The 20005-nt window shown below is 65.9% G+C and carries 32 protein-coding genes; 1 reads left to right on the forward strand and 31 read right to left on the reverse strand.

Annotated features, from left to right (window positions below; all coding sequences use genetic code 11):
• Positions 1-163 precede the first annotated feature (163 nt).
• Together rpsI and rplM are read right to left on the reverse strand one after the other, a co-directional pair.
• Positions 164-685 (reverse strand): 30S ribosomal protein S9, encoded by a 522-nt coding sequence (rpsI, locus tag ACIRU3_RS01665; protein WP_404049873.1) that lies wholly within the window; start codon positions 683-685, stop codon positions 164-166.
• A gap of 42 nt (positions 686-727) precedes the next feature.
• Positions 728-1171 carry a 50S ribosomal protein L13 gene (rplM, locus tag ACIRU3_RS01670; protein WP_030046395.1) on the reverse strand — a complete coding sequence of 148 codons (444 nt, stop codon included), beginning with the start codon at positions 1169-1171 and terminating at the stop codon, positions 728-730.
• Positions 1172-1459: 288 nt separating this feature from the next.
• Here rplM and ACIRU3_RS01675 point away from each other — a divergent pair, with 288 nt between their 5' ends.
• On the forward strand, positions 1460-2338 hold the full coding sequence (locus ACIRU3_RS01675; RefSeq protein ID WP_404049877.1) for a hypothetical protein: 879 nt from the start codon (positions 1460-1462) through the stop codon (positions 2336-2338).
• Between the two features lie 3 nt (positions 2339-2341).
• Here the strand turns inward: ACIRU3_RS01675 and truA are convergent, their stop codons facing one another.
• The 29 genes from truA to rplD form a co-directional block, all read right to left on the reverse strand.
• On the reverse strand, positions 2342-3196 hold the full coding sequence (gene truA / locus ACIRU3_RS01680) for a tRNA pseudouridine(38-40) synthase TruA (protein WP_404049880.1): 855 nt from the start codon (positions 3194-3196) through the stop codon (positions 2342-2344).
• Between the two features lie 73 nt (positions 3197-3269).
• The gene (gene rplQ, locus ACIRU3_RS01685; protein WP_404049884.1) at positions 3270-3770 is read right to left on the reverse strand and encodes a 50S ribosomal protein L17; all 501 of its coding nucleotides are present in this window, start codon (positions 3768-3770) and stop codon (positions 3270-3272) included.
• A gap of 172 nt (positions 3771-3942) precedes the next feature.
• Complete coding sequence (locus ACIRU3_RS01690; protein WP_265864056.1) at positions 3943-4965, reverse strand: DNA-directed RNA polymerase subunit alpha; 1023 nt, start codon at positions 4963-4965, stop codon at positions 3943-3945.
• Positions 4966-5113: 148 nt separating this feature from the next.
• Positions 5114-5518 (reverse strand): 30S ribosomal protein S11, encoded by a 405-nt coding sequence (gene rpsK, locus ACIRU3_RS01695; protein ID WP_003956432.1) that lies wholly within the window; start codon positions 5516-5518, stop codon positions 5114-5116.
• A gap of 65 nt (positions 5519-5583) precedes the next feature.
• Positions 5584-5964, reverse strand: coding sequence for a 30S ribosomal protein S13 (rpsM, locus tag ACIRU3_RS01700; RefSeq protein ID WP_020941684.1), 381 nt, complete (start codon positions 5962-5964; stop codon positions 5584-5586).
• Positions 5965-6153: 189 nt separating this feature from the next.
• A complete protein-coding gene (gene rpmJ / locus ACIRU3_RS01705; RefSeq protein ID WP_003998809.1) occupies positions 6154-6267 on the reverse strand; it encodes a 50S ribosomal protein L36 in 114 nt (37 codons plus the stop codon).
• 59 nt (positions 6268-6326) lie between these two features.
• A complete protein-coding gene (infA, locus tag ACIRU3_RS01710) occupies positions 6327-6548 on the reverse strand; it encodes a translation initiation factor IF-1 (RefSeq protein WP_003948620.1) in 222 nt (73 codons plus the stop codon).
• 247 nt (positions 6549-6795) lie between these two features.
• The gene (map, locus tag ACIRU3_RS01715; protein ID WP_404049887.1) at positions 6796-7635 is read right to left on the reverse strand and encodes a type I methionyl aminopeptidase; all 840 of its coding nucleotides are present in this window, start codon (positions 7633-7635) and stop codon (positions 6796-6798) included.
• A gap of 124 nt (positions 7636-7759) precedes the next feature.
• Positions 7760-8425 (reverse strand): adenylate kinase, encoded by a 666-nt coding sequence (locus ACIRU3_RS01720; RefSeq protein ID WP_404049890.1) that lies wholly within the window; start codon positions 8423-8425, stop codon positions 7760-7762.
• Positions 8425-9738, reverse strand: a complete 1314-nt coding sequence (gene secY, locus ACIRU3_RS01725) for a preprotein translocase subunit SecY (RefSeq protein ID WP_404049893.1) — start codon at positions 9736-9738, stop codon at positions 8425-8427. Before secY ends, ACIRU3_RS01720 begins: the two co-directional genes overlap by 1 nt.
• Before the next feature lie 1493 nt (positions 9739-11231).
• Positions 11232-11687, reverse strand: a complete 456-nt coding sequence (gene rplO / locus ACIRU3_RS01730; protein WP_003974249.1) for a 50S ribosomal protein L15 — start codon at positions 11685-11687, stop codon at positions 11232-11234.
• Positions 11688-11689: 2 nt separating this feature from the next.
• Positions 11690-11869, reverse strand: coding sequence for a 50S ribosomal protein L30 (rpmD, locus tag ACIRU3_RS01735; RefSeq protein ID WP_107904095.1), 180 nt, complete (start codon positions 11867-11869; stop codon positions 11690-11692).
• Positions 11869-12474 (reverse strand): 30S ribosomal protein S5, encoded by a 606-nt coding sequence (gene rpsE, locus ACIRU3_RS01740; RefSeq protein ID WP_007494753.1) that lies wholly within the window; start codon positions 12472-12474, stop codon positions 11869-11871. Before rpsE ends, rpmD begins: the two co-directional genes overlap by 1 nt.
• Positions 12475-12513: 39 nt before the next feature.
• Complete coding sequence (gene rplR, locus ACIRU3_RS01745; protein WP_404049895.1) at positions 12514-12897, reverse strand: 50S ribosomal protein L18; 384 nt, start codon at positions 12895-12897, stop codon at positions 12514-12516.
• 3 nt (positions 12898-12900) lie between these two features.
• Positions 12901-13440, reverse strand: a complete 540-nt coding sequence (gene rplF, locus ACIRU3_RS01750; RefSeq protein WP_404049897.1) for a 50S ribosomal protein L6 — start codon at positions 13438-13440, stop codon at positions 12901-12903.
• A 24-nt stretch (positions 13441-13464) separates the two neighbouring features.
• Positions 13465-13863, reverse strand: coding sequence for a 30S ribosomal protein S8 (gene rpsH / locus ACIRU3_RS01755; RefSeq protein WP_013001411.1), 399 nt, complete (start codon positions 13861-13863; stop codon positions 13465-13467).
• A 211-nt stretch (positions 13864-14074) separates the two neighbouring features.
• Positions 14075-14260 carry a type Z 30S ribosomal protein S14 gene (locus ACIRU3_RS01760; RefSeq protein ID WP_003948630.1) on the reverse strand — a complete coding sequence of 62 codons (186 nt, stop codon included), beginning with the start codon at positions 14258-14260 and terminating at the stop codon, positions 14075-14077.
• A 5-nt stretch (positions 14261-14265) separates the two neighbouring features.
• On the reverse strand, positions 14266-14823 hold the full coding sequence (rplE, locus tag ACIRU3_RS01765; RefSeq protein WP_404050539.1) for a 50S ribosomal protein L5: 558 nt from the start codon (positions 14821-14823) through the stop codon (positions 14266-14268).
• On the reverse strand, positions 14820-15143 hold the full coding sequence (gene rplX / locus ACIRU3_RS01770) for a 50S ribosomal protein L24 (protein WP_030685463.1): 324 nt from the start codon (positions 15141-15143) through the stop codon (positions 14820-14822). Before rplX ends, rplE begins: the two co-directional genes overlap by 4 nt.
• Positions 15144-15145: 2 nt before the next feature.
• Positions 15146-15514, reverse strand: coding sequence for a 50S ribosomal protein L14 (rplN, locus tag ACIRU3_RS01775; protein WP_003992364.1), 369 nt, complete (start codon positions 15512-15514; stop codon positions 15146-15148).
• 95 nt (positions 15515-15609) lie between these two features.
• Positions 15610-15894 carry a 30S ribosomal protein S17 gene (rpsQ, locus tag ACIRU3_RS01780; protein ID WP_018543912.1) on the reverse strand — a complete coding sequence of 95 codons (285 nt, stop codon included), beginning with the start codon at positions 15892-15894 and terminating at the stop codon, positions 15610-15612.
• Complete coding sequence (gene rpmC / locus ACIRU3_RS01785; protein ID WP_007494763.1) at positions 15894-16118, reverse strand: 50S ribosomal protein L29; 225 nt, start codon at positions 16116-16118, stop codon at positions 15894-15896. The genes rpsQ and rpmC overlap by 1 nt, the downstream gene beginning before the upstream one ends.
• Complete coding sequence (gene rplP, locus ACIRU3_RS01790; protein ID WP_030967307.1) at positions 16118-16537, reverse strand: 50S ribosomal protein L16; 420 nt, start codon at positions 16535-16537, stop codon at positions 16118-16120. The genes rpmC and rplP overlap by 1 nt, the downstream gene beginning before the upstream one ends.
• Before the next feature lie 5 nt (positions 16538-16542).
• Entirely contained in the window at positions 16543-17364 is an 822-nt protein-coding gene (rpsC, locus tag ACIRU3_RS01795; protein ID WP_066995710.1) for a 30S ribosomal protein S3, read from the reverse strand.
• Entirely contained in the window at positions 17364-17711 is a 348-nt protein-coding gene (gene rplV, locus ACIRU3_RS01800; RefSeq protein WP_003974262.1) for a 50S ribosomal protein L22, read from the reverse strand. Before rplV ends, rpsC begins: the two co-directional genes overlap by 1 nt.
• A 44-nt stretch (positions 17712-17755) precedes the next feature.
• Positions 17756-18037 (reverse strand): 30S ribosomal protein S19, encoded by a 282-nt coding sequence (rpsS, locus tag ACIRU3_RS01805; RefSeq protein ID WP_003948639.1) that lies wholly within the window; start codon positions 18035-18037, stop codon positions 17756-17758.
• A gap of 12 nt (positions 18038-18049) precedes the next feature.
• Positions 18050-18886: a 50S ribosomal protein L2 gene (gene rplB / locus ACIRU3_RS01810; protein WP_404049902.1), complete on the reverse strand. Its 837-nt coding sequence runs from the start codon at positions 18884-18886 to the stop codon at positions 18050-18052.
• A gap of 40 nt (positions 18887-18926) precedes the next feature.
• Positions 18927-19346: a 50S ribosomal protein L23 gene (gene rplW, locus ACIRU3_RS01815; RefSeq protein ID WP_404049905.1), complete on the reverse strand. Its 420-nt coding sequence runs from the start codon at positions 19344-19346 to the stop codon at positions 18927-18929.
• Positions 19346-20002 (reverse strand): 50S ribosomal protein L4, encoded by a 657-nt coding sequence (gene rplD, locus ACIRU3_RS01820; RefSeq protein WP_404049908.1) that lies wholly within the window; start codon positions 20000-20002, stop codon positions 19346-19348. The genes rplW and rplD overlap by 1 nt, the downstream gene beginning before the upstream one ends.
• Positions 20003-20005 lie beyond the last annotated feature (3 nt).

Genomic DNA, 20005 nt, shown 5'->3' on the forward strand with positions numbered 1-20005 from the left:
GCGTCCTTGCTGCCATGAATGGTGGCAGACGCCGGGTCATCCGATCACACCAGCCTTTGAGCGTCTTGTGTCGTTATACGCCCTTGGCCGGGATAAACGAACGCCCCGACGGCACATGTGGCGTGCCGCCGGGGCGTTCGGAGTACGAGCAGGCAGCTCCTGATTAACGCTTGCTGTACTGCGGAGCCTTGCGGGCCTTCTTCAGACCGGCCTTCTTGCGCTCGACCGCACGGTCGTCGCGCTTGAGGAAGCCGGCCTTCTTGAGCGGGCCGCGGTTGTTGTCGACGTCGGCCTCGTTCAGCGCACGGGCGACACCGAGACGGAGCGCACCGGCCTGACCGGAGACACCGCCACCCGCGATGCGGGCGATGACGTCGTAACGGCCTTCGAGCTCGAGCACCTTGAAGGGCTCGTTGACTTCCTGCTGGTGCACCTTGTTCGGGAAGTAGTCCTCGAGGGTGCGACCATTGATCTTCCACTTGCCGGTGCCCGGGACGATCCGGACACGGGCGATGGCGTTCTTGCGACGGCCCAGGCCGGCGGCCGGCTGGGGCTCGCCGAAGCGGGAAGCCATGGACTCCGAGGTGTACTCACCCTCGACGGGGACCTCGGACTCGGTGGTGTAGCTGTCGATGTCGACGAGCTCAGTCTCTTCGACCGGCTGCTCAACGGTGGTCTCGGCCACGATTCTCCTCAGATTCTCTTCAGTCTTAGGGGGTGGCCGGACTTACTGCGCGACCTGGGTGATCTCGTACGGCTGCGGCTGCTGCGCGCCGTGCGGGTGCTGGTCACCCTTGTAGACCTTCAGCTTCGAGAGCATCTGACGGCCCAGCGTGTTCTTGGGGAGCATGCCCTTGACGGCCTTCTCGATGGCCTTCTCGGGGTTCTTGTCGAGGAGCTCGTCGTAACGGACGGAGCGCAGACCACCCGGGTAGCCGGAGTGGCGGTACGCCATCTTCTGGGTCCGCTTGTTGCCGGAGAGGTGCACCTTGTCGGCGTTGATGATGATGACGAAGTCACCGGTGTCGACGTGGGGCGCGTAGATCGGCTTGTGCTTGCCCCGCAGAATGGAGGCGGCGGTGCTGGCGAGACGACCCAGGACGACGTCCTGAGCGTCAATGACGTGCCACTGGCGCGTCACATCGCCGGGCTTGGGGCTGTACGTACGCACGGTTCGTAGCCTTCGCTTCGAGTGAATGGTCCTGAACAGGTCACCGAAACGATCACGACAGCCTCGACCGCACCGCGGTTGACGCAAACCGCGTGCTGATCGCTGGTCATCGGCCCGGTGGACCGGTGTAAGGGCCCGTCCCGTGAGAATGAGCAAGCCAATACACAACGAAGAAGCAGAATACCTGGGTGCCCCGGGACGGGTCAAAACGAGGCATGCCGCAGGACAAACGTGGCATGCCGCCCGACGCGCTCCAGCATCCCTCTGCCCCCGTCTAAGATGCGCCCCATGAGTTACGGGCAGGGGGGACCCCAGTCTCAGTGGGATCCCTGGAAACCGCATTCGCAGCAGCCCTGGAACAGCAGTGGCGACGACGGAACTCCGGACTGGGCCGCCCTCGCGGAGGCCTCGGAGACCCGGAACAAACGCCGCAGGCTGCTGTTCATCGGCGGCGGCGCGCTCGCGACGATCGCGGTGGGCACCGCCGTCGCGATGGCCGTCGTGTCCGCGAACGGGGACAACAACGCCTCCGGCAACCCCACCAAGCTTCCCGCCAGCGCCTCCCTGCCCAGCAGCTCGGCCACGGCGCCGTCCTTCGCACCCACCAGCGCCCCGCCGCCGCTGGACCCGAAGGACTTCATATCCAGCGTGAAAAAGGACACGGCGCCGCTGAGCCCCGAGACGCTCTTCCCAGGCACCCGGCTGACCATGGGCGACGCGGTGTACAAGAAGGGCGCCACGGCCGACACCAAGAACTGTGCCTCCGCCGCGGACGCCAGCCTGCCCAAGATCCTCACCACGAACCGCTGCACCCGTCTGATTCGCACCAGCTACAGCAGGGACGGCATCGCGATCACCGTCGGCGTCGCCGTCTTCGACACCGAGGCCCAAGCGGCGAAGGCCAAGGCCCAGACCGACGACAGGAGCATCGTGCGCTCGCTGGCCGGCAAGGGCGTCAAGACCTTCTGCGACGGCGCGATCTGCCGCTCGACCCGCAACTCCGTCGGCCGGTACGCCTACTTCACGATCACCGGCTTCACCAACGGCAAGAACGTCACCAAGAAGGACACCAAGACCGTCTCCGCCGCGAACGACCTGCAGCAGTTCACCTTCCGCCAGATCTGGCGCCGCGGTGAGGCCCAGGCCTCGGCAGCCGCCGGCCAGTAGCCCTCAGCAGCACCCCGCCGACGGAAGGGAGCGCTTGTTCCGCGCCTCCTTGTTCCGCGCGGCCAGCAGCTCGTCGGCGGGGTAGCCGACCTCCTCCAGGGTCAGCCCGTGGGGTCGTACGACGTGCACGGCGGAGTCGCGCACACCCGCGGCCAGCACCTTCCCGGGCCACTCCGGGCCCCGGTGGCCGTCACCGACGAAGAGCAGCGCGCCGATGAGCGAACGCACCATGTTGTGGCAGAAGGCGTCGGCACGGACCCGCGCGGTGATGATCCCGTCCGCATCCCGCTCCAGGCTCAGCTCCTGGAGAGTACGGATCGTGGTCGCGCCCTCACGCCGCTTGCAGTACGCGGCGAAGTCGTGCTCCCCCAGCAGCCGCCGCGCCGCCTCGTTCATCGCCGCCACGTCGAGCGGCCAGTCGTGCCAGAGGACATGGCCCCGCAGCAGGGGGTCCACTCCCCCGGGGTTGTCGGTGACGCGGTAGGCGTAGCGCCGCCAGATCGCCGAGAAACGCGCGTTGAAGCCCTCGGGGGCCTCGGTGAGGCTCCAGACCCGTACGTCCTTGGGCAGCCGCCCGGCGAGCCGCTTCAGCAGCTTCTCCCGCTGTTCCGCCCACAGCGGTGCGGGCAGATCGACATGGGCCACCTGGCCGCGCGCGTGCACGCCCGCGTCGGTGCGTCCGGCCACGGTCAGCTCGTACGTCGTGTCCTTGGTACGCGTCACCGTACGCAGGGCGTCCTCGATCTCCCCCTGCACGGTCCGCCTGCCGCCGGCCTGCTTGGCCCAGCCGTGGAAGTCGCTGCCGTCGTACGACAGGTCGAGGCGGATACGGACGTGACCGGGCTGTACTTCACTCACAAACAGATCCTCTCAGTACGCGAAAGCGGGCCCGCCCCTAAGGGCGAACCCGCTTCCAGCGTCAGGCAGAGCCTCAGGCGTCCTTGGACTCCTCGGCCGCAGCCGCGTCCTCGACGACCTCGTCGGCCTTGGTCTCCTCGACCTTGGCCTCCTCGGACTCCTTGACCGCACGCTTGGTGGCGGCCTCGGCCTCGCCCACGGCCTTCTGCTGCACCGTCAGCGCCTCGACCAGCTCGATGACGGCCATGGGCGCGTTGTCGCCACGGCGGTTACCGATCTTGGTGATGCGGGTGTAGCCACCCGGACGGTTCTCGTAGCGCGGGCCGATCTCGGTGAAGAGCGTGTGGACGACGCTCTTGTCCGTGATGACCTGCAGCACCTGGCGGCGGTTGTGAAGGTCGCCCTTCTTCGCCTTGGTCACCAGACGCTCGGCGTACGGCCGCAGACGGCGGGCCTTCGCCTCGGTGGTGGTGATACGGCCGTGCTCGAACAGCGCCTTCGCGAGGTTCGCGAGAAGCAGCTTCTCGTGCGCGGCGCTGCCGCCCAGACGGGCACCCTTGGTGGGCCTCGGCATGATTCTTCTCCTGTGTGTCTGCCCCGGCCGTGTCAGGTACCGAGGTCAGTATCCGAGCAGACGGTTGTCTGTCGAAGATCCAGGCCCCCGAAGGGGCCTGGAAGGGGCGCGGGGAACTGCGCGACCGGCCTCAACCGGTCCGCAGTGGCAGTACGGCCTCCCCGCGGAGCACTCAGTACTGCTCGGTCTCGACGAACCCGGCGTCCGCGTCGTCGTCGGCGCCGAAGGCGTCGGCGGCGGCGGTCGGGTCGAATCCGGGCGGGCTGTCCTTGAGCGCAAGGCCCATGCCGGCCAGCTTCGCCTTGACCTCGTCGATGGACTTCGCACCGAAGTTGCGAATGTCGAGGAGGTCGGCCTCGGAGCGGGCGACAAGCTCACCCACGGAGTGGATGCCCTCGCGCTTGAGGCAGTTGTACGACCGAACGGTGAGCTCCAGCTCCTCGATCGGCAGCGCCAGATCAGCGGCAAGGGCGGCGTCCGTCGGGGACGGACCCATGTCGATGCCCTCGGCGTCGATGTTCAGCTCGCGGGCGAGACCGAACAGCTCGACCAGGGTCTTACCGGCGGAGGCCATGGCGTCGCGGGGACGCATCGCCTGCTTGGTCTCGACGTCGACGATCAGCTTGTCGAAGTCGGTGCGCTGCTCGACACGCGTGGCCTCGACCTTGTACGTGACCTTCAGCACCGGGCTGTAGATGGAGTCGACCGGGATACGGCCGATCTCCTGGCCCACCTGCTTGTTCTGCACGGCGGAGACGTAGCCGCGACCGCGCTCGACGGTCAGCTCCATCTCCAGCTTGCCCTTGCCGTTGAGCGTGGCGAGGACGAGGTCGGGGTTGTGCACCTCGACACCGGCCGGGGGCGCGATGTCGGCGGCGGTGACCACACCCGGGCCCTGCTTGCGCAGGTACATCACGACCGGCTCGTCGTGCTCCGAGGAGACGACCAGCTGCTTGATGTTGAGGATGAGGTCGGTGACGTCCTCCTTGACGCCCGGCACGGTGGTGAACTCGTGCAGGACACCGTCGATGCGGATGCTGGTGACAGCAGCGCCGGGGATCGACGACAGGAGGGTGCGGCGGAGGGAGTTGCCGAGGGTGTAGCCGAAGCCCGGCTCCAGCGGCTCGATCACGAACCGGGAGCGGAACTCGTCGACGACCTCTTCGGTCAACGAGGGACGCTGAGCGATCAGCATGGGTGGATCAGATCCTTCTTTCGTGGACGCCCGCTATTTGACGCCCGACGGAAACCGCACCCGTGAAAAGTGCGGGTACTGCAAGGGTACGGGCGATACGGCCCTTGTTACGGGGTCGTACCGCCCGAATCCTCAGAGCAACCGTGCGTCAGACGCGGCGGCGCTTCGGCGGACGGCAGCCGTTGTGCGGGGTCGGGGTGACGTCCTGGATGGAGCCGACCTCGAGGCCCGTGGCCTGCAGGGAGCGGATCGCGGTCTCACGACCGGAGCCCGGGCCCTTGACGAACACGTCGACCTTGCGCATGCCGTGCTCCTGGGCGCGGCGGGCGGCCGACTCGGCGGCCATCTGCGCGGCGAACGGCGTGGACTTCCGGGAGCCCTTGAAGCCGACGTGGCCGGCGGAGGCCCAGGAGATCACGTTGCCGGACGGGTCCGTGATCGACACGATCGTGTTGTTGAACGTGCTCTTGATGTGCGCGTGGCCGTGAGCGACGTTCTTCTTTTCCTTGCGGCGCACCTTCTTGGCAGCGCCCTGACGTCCCTTGGGGGGCATCCTTTAACTCCTACGGGAGGTGGTCGGTCCTACAGCGAAGACCGTGGACAGGTGTCCGCTGCGGACTACTTCTTGCCCGGCTTCTTCTTGCCGGCGATGGCGCGACGCGGGCCCTTGCGGGTACGAGCGTTGGTGCTGGTGCGCTGACCGCGGACGGGCAGACCGCGACGGTGACGGAGACCCTGGTAGCAACCGATCTCGACCTTGCGGCGGATGTCGGCCTGGATCTCGCGACGGAGGTCACCCTCGGTCTTGATGTTGTTGTCGACGTACTCGCGGATCGCGACCAGCTGCTCTTCGGTCAGGTCACGGACGCGGGTGTTCGGGTCGATACCGGTCTCGGCCAGCGTCAGCTGGGAGAGGGTTCGGCCGATGCCGAACACATAGGTGAGGGCGACCTCCACGCGCTTTTCGCGCGGGATGTCAACACCGGAAACGCGTGCCATTCAATGGCTCCTGGTGAATCTTCGGAGGTCTTCCACAGGACCGGTTCCCGGCCGCCGTACTAGGTACGAACCGGGTCCCCGGCCTCCGAACCGGGGGTGTCGAGCTGGTTGGCTCGGGTCCTGCGTATGAACAAATTCAGCTTGCGTCGCGCGAATCTCTGCGATGGATGCAGAGGGATCGGTCGTGCGTCAGCCCTGGCGCTGCTTGTGGCGCGGGTTCTCGCAGATGACCATGACCCGACCGTGACGGCGGATCACCCTGCACTTGTCGCAGATCTTCTTGACGCTCGGCTTGACCTTCATTGGTGAGGTTCTCCGGGTCAGTGCCATCACCCCGGCCGAAGCCGGGATGCGGGCAAGATCTACTTGTAGCGGTAGACGATCCGGCCACGCGTCAGGTCGTACGGAGACAACTCCACCACGACCCGGTCGTCAGGGAGGATGCGGATGTAGTGCATACGCATCTTGCCGCTGATGTGTGCCAGGACCTGGTGGCCGTTCTGGAGCTCGACCTTGAACATGGCGTTCGGCAGAGACTCGACGACAGTGCCCTCGATCTCGATGGCACCTTGCTTCTTGGCCACGCTTCGCCCTTCGAATCGACTACCTTGATCGACTCTCCTGCTTTCCCTTACGGGCGCATGCGGACATGCGGGTGCACGAGAGCCGACGAGTCAGTCTACGTCAGGGCACCCGGAAACACGAATCGGGAAAGCCTGCCCCACGCAGAAGATCCTCATGCAGAAGCAGCTGATGCAAGAGGATCGGGAGCGGCCCGAAGCGGCCCTCGACCGATCCTCGCCGCCGGCCTCCGGCCGGCGGCCGGGGCCGTCATCGGCCCAGCGGATCCGGCGCGGCCGTCACTCCGTACTCCGCCAGCTTCGCCTTGCCACCGTCCGGAGCCGTCAGTACCAGCGGCCCTTCCTCGGTGAGGGCGATGGAGTGCTCCCAGTGGGAGGACCAGGTGCCGTCCGTCGTGATGACCGTCCAGTCGTCCGAGAGGACCTCTGTCCTCGGGGTGCCGAGGGAGACCATCGGCTCGATCGCGAGGCAGAAGCCGGGGACCAGTTTGGGGCCCTTGCCGCGGCGGCGGTCGACGTAGTTCAGCAGGTGCGGGTCCATGTGCATCTCGGTGCCGATGCCGTGGCCGCCGTAGTCCTCGATGATCCCGTACTTGCCGCCGCCGGGCTTGGGCTGGCGGCGGATGTACGTCTCGATGGCCCGGGAGATGTCGACCAGGCGGTTGCCCTGCTTCATCGCGGCGATGCCGGCCCACATGGACTCTTCGGTCACCCGGGACAGTTCGATCAGCTCCGGAGCATGTCCGGAGCCCACGAAGGCGGTGTAGGCCGCGTCCCCGTGCCAGCCGTCGATGATCGCGCCGCAGTCGATGGAGATGATGTCGCCGTCCTTCAGGACGACGTCGTCGGACGGGATGCCATGGACCACGACGTCGTTGACCGAGGTGCAGATCGTCGCGGGGAAGCCGCCGTAACCGAGGAAGTTCGACTTGGCGCCGTGCTCGGCGAGCACCTTGCGGGCCACCTCGTCCAGATCCTTGGTGCTGGCACCCGGCACAGCCGTCTCCCGGGTGGCCGCGTGGATCGCGGCGACGACAAGGCCCGCCGCACGCATCTTGGCGATCTGCTCGGGGGTCTTGATCTGCACCATGGGGGCCTGCGCTCTCCGTCACTCACGTGGGCTGGGTTACGTACACAACACTACGGCCGCGGCGCCCTGAGGGTCCCCCGGACGAAACCCGGGGGAAGGGCACCGCGGCCGGAAGGACCGCGACCTACTTGTTCTCGGCCTTCTCACGCTTGAGGGCTTCAAGCGCCCGCTGCGTGATCTCGTCCACCGGACCCAGGGAGGAGATCGTCACGACCAGGCCCTGCGCCTTGTAGTAGTCGATGATCGGCTCGGTCTGCGTGTGGTAGACCTCCAGCCGCTTGCGGACGGTCTCCTCGGAGTCGTCGTCGCGCTGGTACAGCTCACCGCCGCAGACGTCGCACACGCCGTCCTGCTCCGGGCGGCTGTACGTCACGTGGAAGACGTGGGAGGAGTCGTTGCGGCAGATGCGCCGGCCGGCGATCCGCTTGACGACCTCTTCCTCCGGGACCTCCAGGTCCAGGACGGCGTCCAGTTGGATGCTCTCGCGCTCCAGCAGCTGGTCCAGCGCCTCGGCCTGCGAGACGTTGCGCGGGAACCCGTCGAGCAGGAAGCCGTTCTCCGCGTCCGGCTGCTCCATGCGGTCCTTGGCCATCGCGATGGTGACCTCGTCGGGTACGAGGTTGCCGGCGTCCATGTAGGACTTCGCGAGCTTGCCCAGCTCGGTCTGCTGGCTGATGTTGGCCCGGAACAGGTCACCCGTGGAGATGTGCGGGATGGCCAGCTTCTCTGCGAGCCGAACGGCTTGCGTTCCCTTACCGGCACCAGGCGGCCCGACGAGGACGATACGCATCAGCGGAGGAACCCTTCGTAATTGCGCTGCTGGAGCTGGCTCTCGATCTGCTTCACCGTCTCGAGACCGACACCCACGATGATCAGGATGCTGGTCCCGCCGAACGGGAAGTTCCCGCTCGCGTTGAAGCCCACCAACGCCATTGTCGGCACGAGAGCAATCACGCCCAGATACAGCGAACCCGGCCAGGTGATCCGGTTGAGCACGTAGCTCAGGTACTCAGCGGTCGGTCGGCCAGCCCGGATGCCCGGGATGAAGCCACCATACTTCTTCATGTTGTCGGCGACTTCCTCGGGGTTGAAGGAGATCGCCACGTAGAAGAACGCGAAGAAAACGATGAGCAAGAAGTACGAAGCGATGTAAATCGGATGGTCGCCCTTGGTCAGATTCTGCTCGACCCAGGTCTTCCAGCCCGATTTGGTTCCGGAGAACTGCGCCACCAACGCCGGAATGTAGAGCAGCGACGAGGCGAAGATGACGGGAATCACACCCGCCTGGTTCACCTTGAGCGGGATGTAGGTGGACGTACCACCGTAGGAACGCCGGCCGATCATGCGCTTCGCGTACTGCACCGGGATGCGGCGCTGAGCCTGCTCGACGAAGACGACGAGCCCGACCATGACCAGGCCGACCAGGATGACGGTGCCGAACTCGATCCAGCCGCCGGCCAGGGTGCCCTGCTTCTTGATGGCCCACAGCGCGGACGGGAAGGTCGCGGCGATCGAGATGAACATCAGGATCGACATGCCGTTGCCGATGCCGCGGTCGGTGATCAGCTCACCGAGCCACATCACGACGGCCGTACCGGCGGTCATGCAGATCACCATGGTGATGGTGGTGAAGATCGCCTGGTCCGGGACGATCCCGTTGGCGACCGAGCAGGTGCCGAACAGGGCTCCGCTGCGGGCGGTGGCAACCAGACCGGTGCCCTGCAGGATGGCGAGCGCAACGGTCAGGTAGCGGGTGTACTGCGTGATCTTGGCAGTGCCGGCCTGCCCTTCCTTCTTGAGCGCTTCCAGGCGCGGAATCACGACTGTCAGCAGCTGCAGGATGATGCTGGCCGTGATGTACGGCATGATCCCGAGCGCGAAGATCGTAATCTGCAGCAGCGCACCACCGCTGAACATGTTGACCAGCCCGAAGAGCCCCTGGTTACCGGAGGCCTCGCGGACACACTGCTGGACGTTCTTGTAGTTGACGCCCGGGATCGGGACGTGGGTACCGGCCCGGTACACCACGACGATGGCCAGCGTGAACAGCAGCTTCTTGCGCAGGTCGGGCGTCTTGAACGCCCGGGCGAACGCGGTGAGCACGGTGCCTCCTGCGACCCCCGCGTATGCGCGTGAGGTGACGACTAAATTCGGGTTGATGACCTGTGAACGAGGTTACGGCATGCCAAGACAGCGCTGGATGCCAGTCGCCACAGCCTACCTATATCAGGGCTCCGCCGGAACGCCGACCGACGGCCCGTCAGAGGTGAGCCGTCGACCCCGCGCACCTCGGGGCGATTTCGAACACATGTCTAAAAAGTGCTTGCACCCCACGACGGGTGCGTTGTACGGCTCTTGATCGTTCGCCGGATCATGCCGCGGAAGGCTCGGGGCGGCCGACCGCTGCCTGTTCCCCGACGGACAAGCGGGGTGCGCACGGACGGGGTGCCAAGCACACCGCTGTGACCGCCATCGCCTGCGGGGCAGCGGCTGCCGCGACGGGCCCGCTACTGGTTCCCGCGGCCCCGGCGCCGACGGAAAGCGCGCCTCGGCGTCTCGCCCGGGCACTTCGCCATTCCGGTGCGACTGCCCTCTCTCCACTTGATCCCGCTGCTCGTAACGACATGCGCGATCGGCTGCGCAAAGAGCAAAGGTATCCGGCTCACGCACCCCGGGAACGGCCATGGCGTTCTTGCTCAAACTCGCCTGTTGCCCGTCCCCCACAGCACGACTCAGCTGATTGCCGTCAAGGCCCGCCTGGAGCCGTACCGCGGGGCCATATCACAAGGCATCGGACAACCGCATTTCCCATACGGACCACCACCGATGCGATCATTCCCGACCAAACCGATCAGTAACTTTGAACTGATCACGCTCATACGCATGCGCGTTACACACAGACAGTCAATTCAAGAAGAGGGATCCAAGGTGAAGGTGCGCCCGGTCGCCAACGCCGCGGCAGCCGCCGCAGCCAGGATCGCGATGACCGCGGCCGGGCCGTGCGTGTACGACTCCTGTGGTCAGAAGACGAACGAGGGCTGCTACGACCTCAGGGGCGGACGCAAGAACTTCCACGGAATGAACTGGTTCCGAGGCGATCACGGCAACCTCGGTGATGACATCAGCTCCGTCAAGGCAGCCGTCGGGCTACGTGCACGCAGCGCTCACCACCGGACGGAACACCGAGACGCTACAACGGTAAAGCCGTTCCCAAGGGTGGCTGCTCGACATTCGCCGCGCAGACTCTCATGAAGGGAACGAAGCCCCACCGAATTCGAATCGACGGTATGTCGATTCGAATGACGCGAGCACAAGACCGGATAGGCTTTTCGACACCGTGATGAACGCTGTGCGCTACTCCCGGCCGTGCAATCCGACAGCGATGAAAGAGTAAAGAGCGTCGGCATTGAACTTCCACCACGGTGTCCAGGTAGAGAACTCCATAAGTGCGCTTAAGAAGGACTCGAAGGTGTGGCTGTCCAACGCCGGAGAAGAAGTCAATAAAGCCGGCCTGAGAGCAGGCGCTGTCTGCATGAACAAGCAGAGCCGCCCCCGCGACAGCGCGGGGGCGGCTCTGCTTGCAACTAAGAGCTAGCTCAGACCAGCTCGGTGACCGTACCGCCGGCGGCGGTGATCTTCTCCTTGGCGGAACCGGAGACGGCATCCACCGTCACCTGCAGCGCCACGGAGATCTCGCCCTGGCCGAGGACCTTGACGAGGCTGTTCTTGCGAACGGCACCCTTGGCCACCAGACCCTCGACGGTGACTTCGCCACCCTCGGGGTAGAGCGCGGCCAGCTTGTCGAGGTTCACGACCTGGAACTCGGTCTTGAACGGGTTCTTGAAGCCCTTCAGCTTCGGAAGACGCATGTGGAGGGGCATCTGGCCACCCTCGAAGCGCTCCGGAACCTGGTAACGGGCCTTCGTACCCTTGGTACCACGACCGGCCGTCTTACCCTTCGACGCCTCACCACGACCCACACGGGTCTTGGCGGTCTTGGCGCCCGGGGCGGGACGGAGGTTGTGGATCTTGAGCGGGTTGTTCTCCGCCATGATCAGACCTCCTCAACCGTCACGAGGTGGCGGACGGTGTGCACCATGCCGCGGAACTCGGGGCGGTCCTCCTTGACGACCTGCGTGTTGATGCCCTTGAGACCAAGGGAGCGCAGGGTGTCACGGTGGTTCTGCTTGGTGCCGATGTACGACTTGACCTGCGTGATCTTGAGCTGCGCCATTACGCACCAGCCCCGGCACGCGCACGCAGCAGAGCCGCGGGAGCGACGTCCTCGAGAGGCAGACCACGGCGGGCCGCGACCTCCTCCGGACGCTGCAGGCCCTTCAGGGCCGCCACGGTCGCGTGCACGATGTTGATCGCGTTGTCGGAGCCGAGCGACTTCGACAGGATGTCGTGAATACCGGCGCACTCGAGCACGGCACGCACCGGACCACCGGCGATAACGCCGGTACCCGGGGACGCGGGCTTGAGCAGCACGACGCCGGCAGCCTTCTCACCCTGGATCGGGTGGGGGATGGTGCCCTGGATGCGGGGGACCTTGAAGAAGTGCTTCTTGGCCTCCTCAACACCCTTGGCGATGGCGGCCGGCACCTCCTTGGCCTTGCCGTATCCGACACCCACGGTGCCGTCACCGTCGCCCACCACGACCAGCGCGGTGAAGCTGAAGCGACGACCACCCTTCACAACCTTGGCGACGCGGTTGATCGCGACAACGCGCTCAACGTACGCGGTCTTCTCGGCGGCAGCAGCGCCGCCGTCACGGCCCTTCCGGTCCCGCCGCTCGCCGCCACCGGCACCGCCACCGCGGCGCTGGGGTCCAGCCATTGGAATTACCTCTCTCTGTTTCCGCTAGCTACGGCAGGCTCAGAACTTGAGCCCGGCTTCGCGGGCGGCGTCCGCCAGGGCGGCAATGCGCCCGGCGTACTGGTTGCCACCACGGTCGAACACGACAGCCTCGACACCGGCGGCCTTGGCACGCTCGGCGACCAGGGCGCCGACCTGCTTGGCCTGCGAGGACTTGTCGCCCTCGCCACCACGGACGGACGCGTCCAGGGTGGACGCGGACGCCAGCGTGTGGCCCTTGAGGTCGTCGATCACCTGCGCCACGATGTGGCGGTTGGAGCGGGTCACGACCAGACGGGGACGCTCCGCCGTACCGGAAATGTGCTTGCGGATCCGGATGTGACGGCGCTTGATCGCGGCGCGCTTGTAGGCGTCGCCCTTGAGGATCTTCTGCCCGTATGCCATGGCTTACTTACCCGCCTTTCCGACCTTGCGGCGGATGACTTCGCCCTCGTACTTGACGCCCTTGGCCTTGTACGGGTCGGGCTTGCGCAGCTTGCGGATGTTGGCCGCAACCTCGCCGACCTTCTGCTTGTCGATGCCCTCGACCTGGAAGCGGGTCGGGTTCTCCACCTTGAAGGTGATTCCCTCGGGCGCCTCGACGACGATCGGGTGGCTGTAGCCGAGCGCGAACTCGAGGTTCGAGCCCTTGGCCGTGACGCGGTAACCGACACCGCTGATCTCGAGCTTCTTCACGTAACCCTGGGTCACGCCGGTGATCATGTTCGCCACCAGCGTGCGGGACAGGCCGTGCAGGGCCTTGCTCTGACGCTCGTCGTTGGGGCGGGTGACGTTCAGAACGCCGTCCTCACCCTTGGCGATCTCGATCGGCGTCACGACGGTGTGGGTCAGCGTGCCCTTGGGGCCCTTGACCGAGACCGTCTGGCCGTCGATGGTGACGTCCACGCCGGCGGGAACCGTGATGGGGAGCTTGCCAATACGCGACATAGCTGTTTCCTCCGTTCCCTTCCGTTACCAGACGTAGGCGAGGACTTCTCCGCCTACGCCCTTCTTGCCGGCCTGCTTGTCGGTGAGGAGCCCGTGCGACGTGGAGATGATCGCCACGCCGAGGCCGCCCAGCACCTTGGGCAGGGAGGTGGACTTCGCGTACACCCGGAGACCGGGCTTGGAGATCCGCTTGATGCCCGCGATGGAGCGCTCACGGTTCGGGCCGAACTTCAGCTCGAGAACGAGGTTCTTGCCAACCTCGGCGTCCTCGACCTTCCAGCCCGTGATGAAGCCCTCCTGCTGGAGGATCTCCGCGATGTGCGACTTGATCTTCGATGCCGGCATCGTCACGGAGTCGTGGTATGCCGAGTTCGCGTTCCGCAGACGCGTAAGCATGTCTGCGATCGGATCAGTCATGGTCATGAATTGGCCTTCGGCCTCTCTCGCCGGGGTTTCCAGGTGCCCATCCCTCTCCTCGATCCGAGACGAGGCGGGTGCGGTGCGGTGGACCTACGGCGTAGTAAGTCGTACGGGCGCGGCAGACGCCCAACCCCACAAGCCTACGGCATGTGGAGAAGGGCCCCTGCCGACCCAGATGCTTACCGAGAGCTTCAGGAATCCCCTATTACAGGGATTACCAGGAGCTCTTGGTCACGCCCGGCAGCTCGCCACGGTGAGCCATCTCACGAAGGCACACGCGGCAGAGGCCGAACTTGCGGTACACGGAGTGCGGACGGCCGCAGCGCTGGCAGCGGGTGTAGCCACGCACACCGAACTTGGGCTTGCGAGCAGCCTTAGCGATAAGAGCCTTCTTCGCCATCTCGCTCACGCCTCCTTGAAGGGGAAGCCGAGGTGACGAAGGAGCGCGCGGCCCTCAGCGTCGTTGGTCGCCGTGGTCACCACGGTGATGTCCATACCCCGGGTGCGGTCGATCTTGTCCTGGTCGATCTCGTGGAACATGACCTGCTCCGTGAGACCGAAGGTGTAGTTGCCACGGCCGTCGAACTGCTTGGGGGACAGGCCGCGGAAGTCGCGGATGCGCGGCAGCGCGAGCGACAGGGTGCGGTCCAGGAACTCCCACATGCGGTCGCCACGAAGCGTGACGTGGGCACCGATCGGCTGGCCCTCACGCAGCTTGAACTGCGCGATGGACTTACGGGCCTTGGTGACGGCCGGCTTCTGGCCGGTGATCGTGGTGAGGTCGCGGATGGCGCCCTCGATCAGCTTGGAGTCGCGGGCGGCGTCGCCCACACCCATGTTGACCACGATCTTGACGAGGCCGGGAACCTGCATGACGTTCTCGTACTTGAAGTCGTCACGCAGCTTGCCCGCGATCTCCTCGCGGTACTTCTGCTTCAGACGCGGAGCGGTGGTAGCCATCAGATGTCCTCACCCGTCCGCTTGGCAACGCGGATCTTGTTGCCTTCGTCGTCGAAGCGGTAACCGACACGCGTGACGACCTTGTTGCCGTCCTTCTCAACGACCAGCTGGACGTTGGAGACGTGGACCGGCGCCTCGGTCGTGACGATGCCACCGGCCTGCGAACCGCTAGCGGTCGGACCGGCCTTGGTGTGCTTCTTGACCCGGTTGACACCCTCGACCAGGACGCGCTCCTCGCGCGGGTAAGCGGCAATGACCTTGCCCTGCTTGCCCTTGTCCTTACCGGTGATGACCTGGACCAGGTCGCCCTTCTTGATCTTCATGCTTACAGCACCTCCGGCGCGAGCGAGATGATCTTCATGAACTTCTTCTCGCGCAGCTCACGGCCGACCGGGCCGAAGATACGGGTGCCGCGAGGGTCGCCGTCGTTCTTCAGAATGACGGCGGCGTTCTCGTCGAAGCGGATGTACGAGCCGTCCGGACGGCGGCGCTCCTTGACGGTGCGAACGATGACCGCCTTGATGACGTCACCCTTCTTCACGTTGCCGCCGGGGATCGCGTCCTTGACGGTGGCGACGATGACGTCACCGATGCCCGCGTAGCGGCGACCGGAGCCACCGAGCACACGGATGCAAAGGATCTCCTTCGCACCAGTGTTGTCGGCGACGCGCAGTCGCGACTCCTGCTGGATCACGTCTATCTCCTGTTTGTCTGCCGGTTCCCCGGGAGCCGCTCAGTGAGCGGCTCCCGGAGCCTGGCGGAACTGTCCTGCGGGGATGCCCGCAGGAATTACTTGGCCTTCTCGAGGATCTCGACGACGCGCCAGCGCTTCGTCGCGGACAGCGGCCGGGTCTCCATGAGGAGGACACGGTCGCCGACACCCGCAGCGTTCTGCTCGTCGTGCGCCTTGAGCTTGTTGGTACGGCGGATGACCTTGCCGTACAGCGCGTGCTTGACGCGGTCCTCGACAGCGACGACGACGGTCTTGTCCATCTTGTCGCTGACGACGAGACCCTCACGGGTCTTGCGGAAACCGCGCGCCTCTGCGTTCTCAGTCACGTTCTTCTCGCTCATCAGGCGTTCTCCACCGTTTCGATGCCCAGCTCACGCTCGCGCATCAGGGTGTAGATCCGCGCGATGTCCTTGCGGACCGCCTTCAGACGGCCATGGTTCTCGAGCTGACCAGTCGCCGCCTGGAAGCGGAGGTTGAACAGCTCTTCCTTGGCCTCGCGGAGCTTCGCAAGAAGCTCCTCGTTGCCCAGCTCGCGCAGCTCGGACGCCTTGGTACCGGCCGACATCACGCTTCACCTGCCTCGCGCTTGACGATCCGGCACTTCATCGGCAGCTTGTGGGCTGCACGAGTGAGGGCCTCACGCGCAATCTTCTCGTTGGGGTACGACAGCTCGAACATCACGCGTCCGGGCTTGACGTTGGCGATCCACCACTCCGGAGAACCCTTACCGGAACCCATGCGGGTCTCGGCAGGCTTCTTGGTGAGGGGACGGTCCGGGTAGATGTTGATCCAGACCTTGCCACCACGCTTGATGTGACGCGTCATGGCGATACGAGCGGCCTCGATCTGACGGTTCGTCACATAGGCCGGGGTGAGCGCCTGGATGCCGTACTCGCCGAACGCAACCGTCGTGCCACCCTTGGCAGCGCCGCTGCGCTTCGGGTGGTGCTGCTTGCGGTGCTTGACCCTACGGGGGATCAGCATTTCGGTCAGGCCTCCGTTCCGGTGCTCTCAGCCGGAGCGGACGCGGGAGCCTCGGCCTTGGGGGCCTCGGCGCCGGCAGCCTGCTGCGGCTTGCGACCGCGCCGCTCGCCACCGCGGCCACCACGGGCCGGGCGGTCGGCACCGCCACGGGCCGGGCGGTTACCCGCACGGGCCGCAGCGTTCTCGGCGCGGACCTCGGCGATGTTCTTGACGTCGCCCTTGTAGATCCAGACCTTCACACCGATGCGGCCGAAGGTCGTCTTGGCCTCGAAGAAGCCGTAGTCCACGTTCGCGCGGAGCGTGTGCAGGGGCACGCGGCCCTCGCGGTAGAACTCCGAGCGGGACATCTCGGCGCCGCCGAGGCGGCCGCCGCACTGGATCTTGATGCCCTTGGCGCCGGCCTTCATCGCCGACTGCATGCTCTTACGCATGGCGCGGCGGAAGGAGACGCGGGAGGAGAGCTGCTCGGCAACGGCCTGGGCAACCAGCTGAGCGTCGGTCTCGGGGTTCTTGACCTCGAGGATGTTCAGCTGGACCTGCTTGCCCGTGAGCTTCTCGAGGTCGCCGCGGATGCGGTCGGCCTCGGCGCCACGGCGGCCGATGACGATGCCCGGACGAGCGGTGTGGATGTCCACCCGCACGCGGTCACGGGTGCGCTCGATCTCAACCTTCGAGATACCGGCGCGCTCCATGCCGGACGTCATCATCCGACGGATGGCGACGTCTTCCTTGACGTAGTCCTTGTACAGCTTGTCGGCGTACCAACGCGACTTGAAGTCGGTCGTGATACCGAGCCGGAACCCATGCGGGTTTACCTTCTGGCCCATTACCGGGTTCCTTCCTTGCTGCTGACGACCACGGTGATGTGGCTGGTCCGCTTGCGGATCCGGTAGGCACGGCCCTGGGCGCGCGGACGGAACCGCTTCAGGGTCGGACCCTCGTCGACGTACGCCTCGGAAATGAAGAGGCTGTCGGCGTCGGTGTGGTCGTAGTTGTGCGCGGCGTTGGCGATGGCGCTGTCGAGCACCTTGCCGACCGGCACGGAGGCTGCCTGCGGAGCGAATCGCAGAACAGCCTGAGCCTCCGTGGCATCCATGCCACGGATAAGGTCCACCACGCGGCGGGCCTTCATGGGCGTAACGCGGATGTACCGCGCCTGGGCCCTGGCTTCCATGGTTGTCCCTCTCAGTTACTTACGTGTCTGAATGCGATCCGCTACTAGCGGCGCTTCGACTTCCGGTCGTCCTTGACGTGGCCCCGGAAGGTGCGGGTCGGCGAGAACTCGCCGAGCTTGTGACCGACCATCGACTCGGTGACGAACACCGGGATGTGGGTCTTGCCGTTGTGCACCGCGATCGTGTGGCCGAGCATGGCCGGGACGATCATCGAGCGACGGGACCAGGTCTTGATGACGTTCTTGGTACCGGCTTCGTTCTGGACATCCACCTTCTTGATCAGGTGGTCGTCGACGAAGGGTCCCTTCTTCAAGCTACGAGGCATCTCAACCCGTCCTTAGCGCTTCTTGTTCGTCTTGCGGCGGCGGACGATGTACTTGTTCGACGCCTTCTTGGGCGAACGAGTACGGCCTTCCTTCTTGCCCCACGGGGACACAGGGTGGCGACCACCGGAGGTCCGGCCCTCACCACCACCGTGCGGGTGGTCAACCGGGTTCATGACGACACCACGGACGGTCGGGCGAACGCCCAGCCACCGCTTACGGCCGGCCTTACCCCAGTTGATGTTGCTCTGCTCGGCGTTGCCGACCTCGCCGATGGTGGCGCGGCAGCGGATGTCGACGAGGCGGATCTCGCCGGACGGCATGCGGAGGTGGGCCATCGAGCCCTCCTTCGCAAGCAGCTGCACGGAGGCACCGGCGGAGCGGGCGAACTTGGCACCGCCACCGGGACGGAGCTCGATCGCGTGGATCGTGGTACCGACCGGGATGTTGCGGATGGCCAGGTTGTTGCCCGGCTTGATGTCGGCCCCGGGACCGTTCTCGACGCGGTCACCCTGCTGCAGGTTGCGCGGGGCGAGGATGTAGCGCTTCTCGCCGTCGGCGTAGTGCAGCAGCGCGATGCGCGCGGTGCGGTTGGGGTCGTACTCGATGTGCGCGACCTTCGCCGGCACGCCGTCCTTGTCGTGACGACGGAAGTCGATCACTCGGTAGGCGCGCTTGTGTCCGCCACCCTGGTGGCGAACGGTCACACGACCGGCGTTGTTACGGCCGCCCTTGCTGTGCAGCGGGCGGACCAGCGACTTCTCCGGCGTGGACCGCGTGACCTCGACGAAGTCGGCGACGCTGGCGCCACGACGGCCCGGCGTAGTCGGCTTGTACTTGCGGATTCCCATTTCTCAGTCCTCGTCCGATATCGGACGATCCGGACCGCCCTTAGGCGGTCGGACCGCCGAAGATGTCGATACGGTCGCCCTCGGCGAGGGTCACGATCGCGCGCTTGCTGCCGGCACGCTGACCGAAGCCGGTCTTCGTGCGCTTGCGCTTGCCCTGGCGGTTGATCGTGTTGACCCCGGTGACCTTGACCGAGAAGACCGCCTGGACGGCCTGCTTGATCTGGGTCTTGTTGGCGTTCGGGTCGACGATGAACGTGTACTTGTTCTCGTCGAGGAGCGCGTAGCTCTTCTCGGAGACGACCGGCTTCAGCAGGACGTCACGGGGGTCCGTGTACGACTTGCTCAGCGGGGTCTCGACGGTGTTCTTGCCCTCGGTGGCGTGGCGCTTCGCCTTGGCGACGCGCGCGGCCTTGGCGAGCTTGGCAGCCTTCGAGGCAATGCTCGGGTGACGCGTAGCCATCAGGCCTCGCTCCCTTCGGTGTCAGCGGCCTTGGGGCCAGACACGAAGGACTCGAAAGCGGCCTGGGTGAAGACCACGTCGTCCGAGACGAGAACGTCGTACGTGTTCAGCTGGCCCGGCTCCAGGATGTGGACCTGGGGCAGGTTGCGGGCGGACAGCCACGCGGCCTCGTCGGCACGCTCGACGACCAGGAGCAGGTTCTTGCGCTCCGAGATCTTGCCGAACAGGCTCTTCGCGGCCTTCGTGGACGGGTTGCCGCCCTCGACCACGCCGGAGACGACGTGGATGCGGTTGTGACGCGCCCGGTCGGTGAGGGCGTGGCGCAGGGCCGCGGCCTTCATCTTCTTCGGGGTGCGCTGCGAGTAGTCACGCGGCTGCGGGCCGTGGACGACGCCACCACCGGCGAACTGCGGCGCGCGGGTCGAACCCTGACGGGCGCGACCGGTGCCCTTCTGGCGGTACGGCTTCCTGCCACCGCCGCGGACCTCGCCACGCGTCTTGGTCTTGTGGGTGCCCTGACGGGCAGCGGCCAGCTGCGCGACGACGACCTGGTGGATCAGCGGAATGCTGATCTTCTCCACGTCGAAGATCTCCGCGGGGAGCTCGACGGAACCGGCCTTGTCGCCCGCCGGCGAAAGGATGTCAACAGTGCTCATCGG

Source organism: Streptomyces sp. NPDC101151 (assembly GCF_044768335.1).
GTDB lineage: Bacteria > Actinomycetota > Actinomycetes > Streptomycetales > Streptomycetaceae > Streptomyces.